This is a genomic window from Roseibium sp. FZY0029 (assembly GCF_036350355.1).
GTDB lineage: Bacteria > Pseudomonadota > Alphaproteobacteria > Rhizobiales > Stappiaceae > Roseibium.
Window position 1 is genome coordinate 1 of the sequence record NZ_JAZDVZ010000016.1, and the last position, 12237, is coordinate 12237.

6 protein-coding genes are annotated in these 12237 nt (G+C 59.9%); 3 read left to right on the top strand and 3 right to left on the bottom strand.

Annotated elements, in window-relative coordinates; all coding sequences use genetic code 11:
• Positions 1–90: 90 nt before the first annotated feature.
• Complete coding sequence (locus V1T76_RS28345; protein WP_330564026.1) at positions 91–3798, top strand: hypothetical protein; 3708 nt, start codon at positions 91–93, stop codon at positions 3796–3798.
• Between the two features lie 147 nt (positions 3799–3945).
• On the opposite strand, the gene V1T76_RS28350 is transcribed toward V1T76_RS28345, so the two are convergent.
• The 3 genes from V1T76_RS28350 to V1T76_RS28360 all read right to left on the bottom strand — a co-directional run bounded on the left by V1T76_RS28350 (position 3946) and on the right by V1T76_RS28360 (position 9476).
• The gene (locus V1T76_RS28350; RefSeq protein WP_330564027.1) at positions 3946–7335 is read right to left on the bottom strand and encodes an error-prone DNA polymerase; all 3390 of its coding nucleotides are present in this window, start codon (positions 7333–7335) and stop codon (positions 3946–3948) included.
• 124 nt (positions 7336–7459) lie between these two features.
• The gene (locus tag V1T76_RS28355; RefSeq protein ID WP_330564028.1) at positions 7460–8926 is read right to left on the bottom strand and encodes a Y-family DNA polymerase; all 1467 of its coding nucleotides are present in this window, start codon (positions 8924–8926) and stop codon (positions 7460–7462) included.
• A complete protein-coding gene (locus tag V1T76_RS28360; RefSeq protein ID WP_330564029.1) occupies positions 8880–9476 on the bottom strand; it encodes an ImuA family protein in 597 nt (198 codons plus the stop codon). Before V1T76_RS28360 ends, V1T76_RS28355 begins: the two co-directional genes overlap by 47 nt.
• A gap of 151 nt (positions 9477–9627) precedes the next feature.
• On the opposite strand from V1T76_RS28360, the gene V1T76_RS28365 reads away from it, so the two are divergent.
• Positions 9628–10320 carry a hypothetical protein gene (locus V1T76_RS28365; protein WP_330564030.1) on the top strand — a complete coding sequence of 231 codons (693 nt, stop codon included), beginning with the start codon at positions 9628–9630 and terminating at the stop codon, positions 10318–10320.
• 487 nt (positions 10321–10807) lie between these two features.
• Positions 10808–12118, top strand: a complete 1311-nt coding sequence (locus tag V1T76_RS28370; protein ID WP_006933991.1) for an extracellular solute-binding protein — start codon at positions 10808–10810, stop codon at positions 12116–12118.
• Positions 12119–12237 lie beyond the last annotated feature (119 nt).

Genomic DNA, 12237 nt, shown 5'->3' on the forward strand with positions numbered 1-12237 from the left:
TTAAATTGGGAACAGACTAACCTCAAAACGAGGAACTTTCAGGGGAGCAGGTCATCGTCGATCGGCCAAGAGCGCTCAGCACGCGCTAGATTGGGTGAAACGCCGACACTTGTTTCTTGGCGCAACGTGGCCCGCTTTGGTGAGGTTAAACCACTAAGAGACGTTCTTCTGTCGTCTCGGATTTCCGATCAAGCGAAACAATATATCACGTCACTTGATGATGATGATTTTAGGGAGAGATTTCTTAGAAGAGTCCACTTCGACTGCGGGGCCTTACAATCCAACCTTCTCAGACGACAGCTTGATTCAAAGGTAATTAAGGCGCTCCGGGAGCGCGGTGGAACGGCCTCTCAGGCAAAGCAGTGCGTCAATTCACTTCTCATTTTTCTTCTAAGAAAGACCGTCGAGCTTAACCGTGACGACCGCGTCGTCAACAAGGTAGATTTAGAATCTCTTTTTGAGAGCGCGACGCATGTCAACATCAACCGCGCTCAACTTGAGGCACAAACTGACCTAGTGAATAGAGCGCTATCGGCCGTCATTCCAACGGCTACCGATCTCATATCATCGGTGCAGCTTCCTAGGTCTGTTGGCGAGTTTCAGCTTCCGCCTGCTTTTGCTCCGAGAACCGAACACATTGATAGGATCATATCTTGTCTCTCTGAGGTTGGTATCGCTTGGGTCTACGGCGCGGCGGGAGTAGGCAAGACATTCGCAGCCAAGCTCGCGGCTCGGCAAATTGGCGGGAGTTGGTCGCTCGTCAACTATCGGGGCCTCTCGAGCGATCAGGCTAGCCAACTGATTTCGCAGCTTGCCGACCACGTTAGCGGTGAAAAGTCCATTCGCGGCATTCTCGTTGATGACTTGGAATGCACGCTTGAACCATCTGCGGTAGACGCTCTTCTTCTCCTATTGTCTACGTGCAAGTGCCAAGACATTCTTGTGCTGGTGACTGCTCCTCGCCCTCTTCAAAGCGACGTGGCTTTTGGTGCAGGTCTATCGGTAGACATAGAGACAAAGTTTGATGATTTTGATGAAGCAGACATCGCACACGTCCTAAGATCGTTAGGCGTGGAAGATGAAAACTGGGCAAAATACATCCGCGTCATTTCTGGTGGCGGGCATCCTCAGCTCGTAATAGCCGCGATCCAATCGATGCAGCGATCGGGTTGGAATGTTGAGGAGTTCAAAACGTTGAACTCTTTATTGGTTGGCAACCCAGAAGTTAGACAAGTGCGGGCTCAAACACGGGCACGTTTGCTTCGAGAACTGCCGGAAGGTAGCCGACGCCTGCTTGAGCGCCTTTCCGTCACGCCCTTGGCATTCAGACGAGCGCTAGCCGTGGATTTGGCTCGAATGACTCCCGCAATACCGGATGGAGGTATTCTCTTCGAGGAGTTGATTGGTACTTGGATAGATCAGCTCAATGGAGAACGCTTCTCGTTGTCGCCTCTTTTGTCTGATTTCGCGGCGAACACTTTGACTACCAGTGAAGTCAAAGCGCTGCATTTCAACGTTGCGGATTCACTTGTGCGAAATCAGCCTATTGACCCAGTTGATGGAGATTCGGCGTTACTATCTGCATGGATTGGTGGCAATTCTGGCGTTTTGCTAAGACTCTGCCTTTCTCTTCTGGGCTGCGACAATCGCGATGTTCTATTGATAAGTCCCCACTTTCGGTTCCTCCGAATGTTGAGAACGGACACGGCGGCATATCCCGATGACGAGAATGTCAGCCAAATTATCCGTGGCGCACAACTTCTCATTCTCGCGCATTCAGATGATGGGGCGAGGGAATATCTTGCTGCGCTCGATTGTTTCGAAGGGGAGTGCTCTTCTACCAGACAAGCAGGCAAACCGGATTTGTCGCTAGTAGTCTACGCAAAGATTTTGCTGTCAACACCGCCTTTCGGCGCGATCCCACAGTTCTGGCGAGTTGTCGAAAAGTTTGATGAATTTTTAAGTGCACCGGACGGAAGCATACCAGAAAAGCTACTGGCTGGATTCGGCGAGCAAACTGATGCATCCACAACCGTAGGGTTTATGTTCCTTAATCAAATTCGCCAAATTCGAAAAATTCAAGAGCTGATCCCAGCATTTGAGTTTCTCGATAGGTGCGACTTTGCTCTACGCAGCCGCATATTTCGGGTTCTCGACGACCCCAACAGGAGCGTTGACGCCGACATATACGTTAGCGGCGCTTGGCTTGCGGAACACGCTGCTGGGACAATGAACCCGGAACAGCACGTTGAAATCTTTCGGCAGCTAGAAGAACTTGCGATTGGATGGCCTCGACAAGACCTCGCTGTTGCATGTTGCAAATATCAAGCAATCATTGCCGATGAGTACGGCAACGACAGGGAAACAGCGCTTTCCATTCTCGAAAAAGGCTTTGATAGATATGGCGCAACGAATTCCGAGCTAGTGAGAGCCAAAGCAAAAGTCTTCTATCGAGCTGAGAACCATCAGGCCAACTTGGAGCTCGCGGCGGATCTCATTGAGGGTGATGCTAAACTAAGCTATGTCGAGAAGGCCTTTCTGGGCAGAGACGCCGCGATCAGCGCGGAAAAGCAAGGCGACTTCCAAAGGGCCCGCCGTTACTATCTATTTGGCGCGGAGGCAGCGAAGTCCAGTGAGCTTCCCGATATGCGCCCCATGCACCTAGGCCTACGCGCTGATGCTGCCCTCGCAGCTTGGCAAGATGAAGATCGACCCACCTGCTTAGTGGACCTAGTAGATGTAATTGCCGATACAGAAAAACTGGACCCTAAGAGTTCGCTACGCGCATCGCACTGCCATGCCTTAATTAGGCACATCCTACTTTGGCTGGATCAAGAATCTTCGCGCGAAGATCGAAACATCGCCGACGCAGCGCGCGCTCAGATTTACCCTGGAGTAGTAAGTAATCCAGAGCCGCATTCTGAAATCGGGGAACGCTTCCTGCCCGTCATGGAAGTATCTTGGTATATGCTCGCAAAAATCGAATGCCAATGCCTCTTGGACTTGGGCATAGCGGACAATATCGACAGTCATCTGAAGGGCGGGCCTGTCTACATTGGCCAGAGTTTGCTGATGCATGCTCGACTTGAGAAGTCGATACGTACGGCAAATTTAGAGCTGTTTGCCAGTGAACTCGAAAACTTTGTTGCTTTCAGTGTCTTCCTTGCAAGTGATCCCAGCAACCGCAGCAAGTGCGGTCTGGAAACGCCTACATATGGCAAAATCCCGCGACCGAGCAGAGAGGAGATTTCGAGGCAGACGGATATAGCCGAACGTGAAGTTCTCAATTTCGCGGTCCAGTCTTTGTTTCAGGGTGACGTGACGGTTCTTGATTCTCTGTATTCATTGCAAAACGACCGGAACGGCTTTGCTATCAGAGCTGAGTTTTCGAAGGCGCTTGCCGGCAGCGGTGAGCGCACGGATTTTAACCTAACGCTTGCGGCCATCATTCATCAGCTTGGAAGCGATATAAAGGGAAACGACCTCCTGACACCGATTCAAGTTTTCGATCTGTCGATGAAGGTGCTGCAGCTTGCTAAGGTTACAGTGTCGGGAGACACTGCCAGATTGCGGCTCTACGAATGGCTTTCGAAAAAGTGGGTTTTCATTTGGTCGCAACAGAGGTTCTTGCTCAACAACTCCGCGTTACACGAAAGCGCGATCATGAACGCGTTCTCTGCCGGGCGCGGTCTGAATAATGAGATTGTGACCATACTCGAAGCAATATTGCCTACCCTCGGGATTTCGAATGAGCAGGAAATGAGGGACCATCTGGCCGAACTTCGGGACAGCGGATAACTTACTAGGAGTTGGATCGAATTGCAGTAGTGCAAAGCTGCTTCTTTGATTTCGTAAGTGAAAGCAGACAATCCCCCCGGTCCCAATTCGGTCATTCGTTCCGACAGCAGCAAACTCCCGCTCCTCGCCCATCCCAGACACCACCCCTCAATGAAAATCCCGGCTCGGGAACAGCCGCTTGGCCTGTTCGCGCGGGTGCATGGCACGGGTGCGTTGGGCGTCTGATTTCAGATGCACAGGCACGTCGTCGGTCTTGGTGGTCGTCTGCCCCAGAACGTCGTCGTTGGGGTGGCCCAGAAGGGACAGGTCGCGGGAGCGGTCCTCGATGTGGTCGGCGATCAGGTGCACGACCATGCCTTCGCGCTCCAGCCGCCCGGTGACCTTCAGGAGCCGTCCGCCAAGAACGGCGGGCCTGAATTTTTCGTACATCTTCGGCCAGACAACCACGTTGGAAACGCCGGTCTCGTCCTCCAGCGTCAGGAAGATCACACCCGAGGCCGTGCCCGGGCGCTGGCGGGTGATCACCAGCCCGCAGACGGAAACGCGGCGCGCCTCGCGCGGGGTCAGCGCCGCCAGCCGGTCATGCGGGGTCAGATGCGGGATGTGCGGGCGCAGCAGTTCCATCGGGTGGGCGCGCAAGGTCAGCCGGGTGGACAGGTAATCCTCCACCACTTCCTGCCCCAGATGCATGGTGGGCAGGAGGACATCCGGCTCGAAGATCGCCTCGCCGTCGATGGGGTCGTTGAAGAGCGGCAGCGGTTTGGGGCTGCGGATGGTCTTCACCTGCCAGAGGGCGGCCCGGCGGCTGAGGCCCATGCCGGCAAAGGCATCGGCTTCGGCCAGCCGCTCCAGCGTGGCCGGCATGACGCCGGTGCGCAGCCACAGGGTTTCCGTGTCCGGATAGCCGTTGCCGCGGGCCGCGACGATCCAGGCTGCGTCCTCCTCGCGCAGGCCCTTGATCTGGCGAAACCCCAGGCGCAGGGCCAACGCGCCGTCGCTGCGCCGCTCCAGGGTGTTGTCCCACAGGCTGGTGTTGACGCACACGGGGCGCACCTCCACCTGGTGCTCGCGGGCATCGCGCACGATCTGCGCCGGGGCATAAAAGCCCATCGGCTGGGCGTTCAGCAGCGCGCAGGCGAACTCGGCCGGGAAGTGGCATTTCAGATAGGCCGAAACATAGGCCAGCATGGCAAAGGCGGCCGCATGGCTTTCCGGAAAGCCGTATTCGCCGAACCCCTCGATCTGGCCGAAGCAGTTCTGCGCGAATTCCAGCTCGTAGCCGCGCTCCAGCATGCCGGAGATGAACTTGTCCTTCAGCTGCCCGATGGTGCCCATGCGCCGGAAGGTGGCCATGGAACGGCGCAGCTTGTCGGCTTCCGATGGTGTGAACCCGGCGGCGACCACGGCGATCTGCATGGCCTGTTCCTGGAACAGCGGCACGCCAAGCGTCTTGCCCAGCACCTCCTCCAGCGCCTTTGAGGGGAAGGTGACCTTCTCCCGGCCCTGGCGGCGGTTGATGTAAGGATGCACCATGCCGCCCTGGATCGGGCCGGGGCGCACGATCGCCACCTCGATGACGAGGTCGTAGAACTGGCGCGGGCGCATGCGCGGCAGGAAGTTCATCTGCGCCCGGCTTTCCACCTGGAAGACGCCGATGGCATCGGCCACGCACAGCATGTCATAGGTCTTCCTGTCGGCCTGGGGCACGGTGGCGAGGGTCAGTTCCTGGCCGTGATGGCTGTCGATCAGCTCGAAGCACTTGCGGATGCAGGTCAGCATGCCGAGGCTCAGCAGATCCACCTTCAGGATGCCGAGCGCGTCGATATCGTCCTTGTCCCATTCGATCACCGTGCGGTTTTCCATGGCCGCGTTCTCGATCGGGCAGAGCGCGTCGAGCCGGCCTTGCGTGATCACGAAACCGCCGACATGCTGGCTGAGATGGCGCGGAAAGCCGATGATTTCGCGGATCAGCTCGATGGTCTGGCGAACGCGCGGATTGTCGAGATCAAGCCCGATCTCCTTCATCCGCGTTTCTTCCGGCCCCTTGCTGGAACTGCCCCAGATCTGCCCGGCCAGCGCGGCGGTGACATCCGCATTCAGCCCCATCACCTTGCCGACCTCGCGGATCGCCGCGCGGGTGCGGAAGTGGATCACCGTGGCGCAGAGCCCGGCGCGGTGGCGGCCGTATTTTTCATAGACATACTGGATCACCTCCTCGCGGCGCTCATGCTCGAAATCGACGTCGATGTCCGGCGGCTCGCCCCGATGTTCGGAGATGAAGCGCTCCGACACCATGGTGATGGTTTCCGGCCCCACATCGGTGATGCCGAGCGCATAGCAGATGATGGAATTGGCCGCCGAGCCGCGCCCCTGGCACAGGATGTTCTGGCTGCGGGCAAAGCGGATGATGTCATGCACGGTCAGGAAATAGGCGGCGAAGGAAAGTTTGCGGATCAGCTTCAGTTCCTTTTCCGCCAGCGCCAGCGCATGGTCCGGCACGCCCACGGGATACCGCCTCTCCAGCCCCTCGTAGGTCAGCCGTTCCAGCCGCTCCTGGGGCGGTTCGTTGCCCGTGATCTCATCCGGATATTGGTAGGAAAGTTCGGACAGATCGAAGCTGCAGCGGGTGGCGATCTCAAGGGTCCGGCGAAGGGCCGCCGGATGGTGGCGGAACAGCCTGGCCATGTCTGCCGGCGCCTTCAGCCGGCGCTCGCCATTGGGCAGGGCCCGTGTGCCGATGTCATCGATGGTGCAGCCTTCGCGCAGGCATGTCAGCACATCGGCCAGCCGGCGCCGGCCGGCATGGTGCATCATCACATCGCCAACGGCGACCATCGGCGCGGCAAGCGAATGCGCGGCGCGGGCGCAGGTGCGGAACCAGGCCTGGTCGGTGCCGTCATAGCGGGGCGCCGCGCCCAGAAACACATGTCCCGGCGCTTCCTGGCGCAGGCGGCGAATGTGATCCTTAGCCGTCTCACAAATCGTCTCGCGGGCCATCTCCGGCTGCGGCAGGGCAATCAGGATCATGCCCTTGCAGGCGTTCATCAGGTCGGTAAAGTTCAGGTGACACTCGCCCTTTTCCGCGCGCCGCTTGCCAAGGGTAAGTAACTGGCTCAGCCGCTCATAGGCGGCGCGGTCGGTCGGCAGCGCCACCCAGTGCAGCGGGCTGTCCTGCAGGCAAAGCCGCGCGCCGACGATCAGCCGCGGCAGCTTCAGCGTCTGCGGCGCAGGCAGGGGCGGGCTCGTGTTCGTCTCCTTGCGGGAGGACGTGTCGATCTGCGAATGCGAGCGGATCTGAACGCCTTCCTCGGCCGCGGCCCGCTTGATCTCCTTCAGCGCCGAATAGGCCCGGACAACCCCGGCCAGCGAATTGCGGTCGGTAATGGCAATCGCATCAAGATTGAGCATGGCGGCCCGGGTCACCAGCTCCTCCGGATGGGAGGCCCCCCGCAGGAACGAAAAATTCGACGTCACGGCCAGCTCCGCATAGCGGACCGGCTCGGGCCGGAAGTCGTCAGGAGACGGAAGCACGCTCACCGAAGGGCCTCCCTGTTCTTTCCGATGATGTTCTTGCAAAGACAGATGCACGAGACCCCGTGTCCCTGTGTGCCGCATTTGGCCGGGGAAGCAGCGGAGGCAAGGCGTAAACTGCGGGAACCCATCAGCCGAACTCCCCTTGCACGAACCAGGCCGGGTGCTGGGGCGTGTGGAACAGCCACAGGCGCTGGCCCTGGTGGGTGGCGATGCGCCAGTAGTCGCGCAGGCCCTTGGCCCAGCTGTCGTCCAGGTCCCACCAGGCAGGGGTGATCCGCTCCGGTCCCTCGGCCTCGAACACGGTCAGCGCCCGGCCGCGCCAGCGGAAGCGCCGGGGCGGTTCGAAGCCGGTGCCGGAAATCGGTTCGGGGGCGAACAGGCGGATCGGGCGCGGGCGGTTGGCGGGCCAGGCTTGCGCCGGGCGGCTGTAGGCGGCGGGCACCAGCTTGAAGCTGCGCTCGGGAATGTGGCTGTCGACCGGCTGGAACCGCAGGATATTGTCGAGGCCCACCCGGTTGCCCAGCTGGGTGATGAGATCATCTAACCCGTCCTTCTCCAGGCCTTCGGTGCGGTCCAGCTGGCGCATGCCGAGCGGTTCCACCTCTGTTGCCTCCAGGCGGATCATGTCGATGCCATAGCCCGCATCCACCGAGCTGACCCCGCGCTCGAAAAGGGCGAGGATCCGTTCCGGGTCGCGCATCGGCCGGGCGAGTTTCAGTTCCACCGCCTGGTTTTCCTGGTCGACCCGGCGAAAGGTCAGCTTCAGGCTGCGCGCGCCCTTCTGTGCGGTGTCGAGCCGCTGGCACAGATGCGCGGTCAGCCGGCGGGCGGCGGCCATGACATCGTCCAGAAGGCCGACCGGATCGGGCAGGGTCATGCGCACGGCAAAGCCCGGCTCCTCGCCAAGGGGGGAAATCTGCTCGGGCAGGGCCCCCAGCGCCTGATCGAGGCGGCGCAGGACATCGGGCTCGTACCGCCGGGCAACGGTGGCACGCGGCAGATTGTAGAGCTGCGAGACCGTGGCGATGCCGAGCCGTTCCAGACTGGTGCAGGTCTGGTCGGACAGCCGCAGGGCGGACAAGGGCAGCGGGCCGATGCGGGCAAGGGTCTCGCCGGTCTCGGCAATGCCTTCGGCAAACCGGGACAGCGCCCAGGCCGTTCCCGGGGTATCGGCAAGGCCGAGCCGGGCGGTCAGTCCCGCCCGGGCCAGCCGGGCACGGATGTCGTCCAGCAGCGGCTCCTCGCCGCCCAGCAGATGGGCGGAGCCGGTGATGTCGAGAAAGAGGCCGTTGCGCCCGTCAAGGCCCACCCAGGGGCAGTAGCGGGTCGCCCACCGGGCCAACAGCCGCAGGAAGCGCTGGTCGGCGGCCGGGTCCGCCGGCCGGGTCAGCAGGCCGGGGCAGAAACTGCGGGCGTGAACCAGCGTCATGCCGCGGTTGAGACCGAAGCTTTCGGCGCGTGGGCACAGGTCGTAAAGGCGTTCGGAATTGCGGTCGAAAAGACTCAGCGCAAAGGGCGCGTCGACCGGCCGGGCACGCAGGGAGTGCTCAGCCGCCAGCCTCGGAAACCACAATGACACGATGCGCCGCTGCATCCCAACGTACTACCCATTCCGATAATGTTCCTATTTTGTTCTTTATAAGCGACCAGCGCCAATGAGTCGAGTCATGACCATTTTGACGAGGCGCCGGGGTAAGCCCGGAAGTGGAAGCGGACGGGGCCGGAATGCCGGTGCTGCGCCAGCGGGTTTCGGCCGCATTGCTGCCCGCACCTTCCGGGATCAGCAGGATGGCCGTGGTGCGTCCGGCCTCGGCCGCCAGCTGCAGCCGGCGGCCCTCCGTCAGTCCTACAGTGCCGGACAGTTCGGCCACCACCAGCCCGGCAGCGCCGGACCTGAGCGCGGTTTCCGCACTTGCCAGAGCGGTCAGCTGGTTGGCGGCGCGGGTCAGAAGCAGCCGGCCCGGATCGCAATAGGGGGCAAGGCCTTCAGGGTTCACCGTCGGCCGCCAGTCTTCCGAAATCCACACGACGGCCCCCTTGGTCATCCCGGCGGTTATCGCGGCAAAGCTCAACGCGCTGTCGCCGCACACTTCGTGGGCGCGGGCGTGTTTCAACGGAAAGACGGAGGAGAAGTTCAAGGACATGCGAGGATCGTCTGTAGCAATCGGTTGAGCAAAGCCTAACCCATGGAAGCTGTTTGCGGAACCGGATAGAGGCTGTATCCATTCCAAACAGCCGTTGCCGGGCAGGAGCCGGGTTGCTATACGCCCCGGCACAACAGGCAGGAAAGCACCAATGACCAGCAGCCTTCTGGATGGCCGGAAGATCAGGACGATTTCCATCGTCGGCAACGGACCGATTTCCGAGGCCGATGCGCCGGAAATCGACAAGGCGGACCTGGTGCTGCGCTTCAACAGCGCGCCAGCGCTTGGGGCCGCGGGCCAGCGGGTCGACGTTCTGATGCTCAACCGGGCCCGGGTCTATATGTCGAAGCGGATCAACCCGCTTGCCCTCGAGCGCGCGCCGGAAGTCTGGGTGAACGACATAAAGGAGAACGGCGAGGTCGACTGGCTGTTCGCGCGCGAATGCAAGCCGCGCTATCTGGGCTTTGGCCCTGCGAACAAGGCGCGGGAACACCTGAAGAGATTCGATCCGTTCGACCGCAGCAACCCGACATCGGGCGCGTCCATCATCGCCGAATTCCTGGATGTTCTGCCGGACGCTGAAATCCACCTGTTCGGCTTCACCCATCAGGGCAAACAGCACACCCATGACTGGGATGCGGAAAAGCAGTGGGTCCAGCAGCTCTGCGACGAGGGACGCATTCACAAACATCTGACACCGGGGCCGAAGCCCCGGCGGAGCGTCATGGGCAGGCTGGAATATGCGTTCCGCTTTCTGGAAAAGCGGGCCAAGCATTATCTTTACAACAAGATTCTGCATTCCTCCGAAAGCACGAAGCGCCGGATTTTCGGGCAGGACGCCTGAAGGCGTGGCAAGGCGGGCCGAAGCCGTCTGCCGGGTCCGGACCTTATGTTCCAGGCCGGTAAGCGATTGAAAAAATCTGCACTTTCCACAGGCCAGCGAATGTCATCAAGAGTTCATATGAACGACTGATCAGTTTCATATGAGCCATCTAGAGTCAGTAAAAAAGCCAGCATTAACCGGGAATGCGGCTCAGGCGAAGCCGTGTCCGCAGGCGTGCCTTTGCGGCCGGAGGGGATCGCAAGTTCCGCTGCAACCGCAGCCTTGCATCCACTGAATGGCCAGGATTCTTCAAATTTAATCCGTTCCCTCTTGCGGACGCGGTCAAGGCGTCTTTTAATGTTCATATGAGCGTCATATAACGTTCATATGAAAACAATACGAAACGCAGGCGTTATCGTTTCTGGTGCCGATGAAGCCATTTCGGCGCCAAGTGAGAACCAACTGCTGACCGGGGCAAAAACGCCCTGCTAGATGGGAGCAAATGAACATGGCTTATCGCAAGACCGTCGCCAGCCTCGTGGCTGCGGCCGCCCTGTTGGGCACGTCCTCCGCTTCATATGCGGCGACCGACATCTCCTGGTGGCACGCCATGGGCGGCAAGCTCGGCGAAGTCGTTGTCGACATTTCCAACGGCTACAATGAATCCCAGGACGCCTGCCAGATCACGCCGGTCTTCAAGGGCACCTACGAAGAGACGCTGACCTCCGGCATCGCAGCATTCCGCGCTGGCGAACAGCCGAACATCCTGCAGGTGTTCGATGCTGGCGCCGCCACTATCATCGGTGCAAAGGGTGCTGTTGTTCCGGTTGAAGACCTGCTCAAGGACAATGGCGTTGCCTTCGACATCGAAGACTACATCGCCGGTGTTCGCTATTTCTACGCCGACAGCGACGGCAAGATGATCGGCATGCCGTTCAACTCCTCCGCTCCGATCCTCTACATCAACGAAGATGCGATGAAGAAGGCCGGTGTCGAAGCTCCGAAGACCTACGAAGAGTTCGAAGCCATTGCTCCGAAGCTGAAGGAAGCCGGTTACGTGCCGCTCGTTCAGTCGCACCTGCCGTGGGAATTCGTCGAGAACTTCAAGTCCCGTCATAACCTGCAGTTCGCAACCAACAACAACGGTTACGACGGCGCGGAAGGCACCGAGCTGGTTTTCGGCGAGCCGATCAAGAACCACTTCAAGGCTGCCAAGAAGTGGCTCGACGAAGGTCTCTTCGGCTACTACGGCACCGGCTGGGGTGACAACCAGACCCCGTTCAACGAAGGCAAGGTTGCCCTCTGGATCGGTTCTTCGGGCTCCTTCGGCGGCATCGCCGACACGGTCGACTTCCCGTTCTCCGCAACCTTCCTGCCTTACTGGGAAGCTGTTGAAGGCGCCAACAAGGCTTCCTTCATCGGTGGTGCGGCTCTCTTTGCAATGTCCGGCAAGTCGGCTGAAGAGAACAAGTGCGTTGCGTCCTTCTTCGAGTACCTGACCTCTCCGGAAGTCCAGTACATGTGGCACAAGGAAACCGGTTACGTGCCGGTCACCGAAGCTGCCTATGAGCTGGCCAAGAAGGACGGTCACTACGAGCGCACCCCGGCAGCCGAAGTCGGCATCCAGCAGCTTTCCCTGGAAGGCGGCGAGTGGACCAAGGGCTACCGCATGGGCTTCTACGTCCAGATCCGCGACGTCATGAACCGCGAACTCGGCAAGGTCTTCTCCGGCGAAACCAGCGTCGACGACGCGTTCGCAACGATCAAGGCCGACGGCGACAAGCTTCTTGAGCGTTTCGCCAAGACCACCAGCAACTAAGTCTGACCTGGTTGCCAGACCGATAGGGGCGCCCTGCGCCCCTATCGACCTTTGAGCGTGGCTGTATAGGCGTACCCATTCTGCGGAATTTGTGCGTTCATGGCCCGGGCCGACCGACA

Bases quoted from the DNA above. Each gene is read 5' to 3' on its own strand.
- V1T76_RS28355 (WP_330564028.1), bottom strand. From the start codon at position 8,926: ATGCAGCGGCGCATCGTGTCATTGTGGTTTCCGAGGCTGGCGGCTGAG.
- V1T76_RS28360 (WP_330564029.1), bottom strand. From the start codon at position 9,476: ATGTCCTTGAACTTCTCCTCCGTCTTTCCGTTGAAACACGCCCGCGCC.
- V1T76_RS28365 (WP_330564030.1), top strand. From the start codon at position 9,628: ATGACCAGCAGCCTTCTGGATGGCCGGAAGATCAGGACGATTTCCATC.
- V1T76_RS28370 (WP_006933991.1), top strand. From the start codon at position 10,808: ATGGCTTATCGCAAGACCGTCGCCAGCCTCGTGGCTGCGGCCGCCCTG.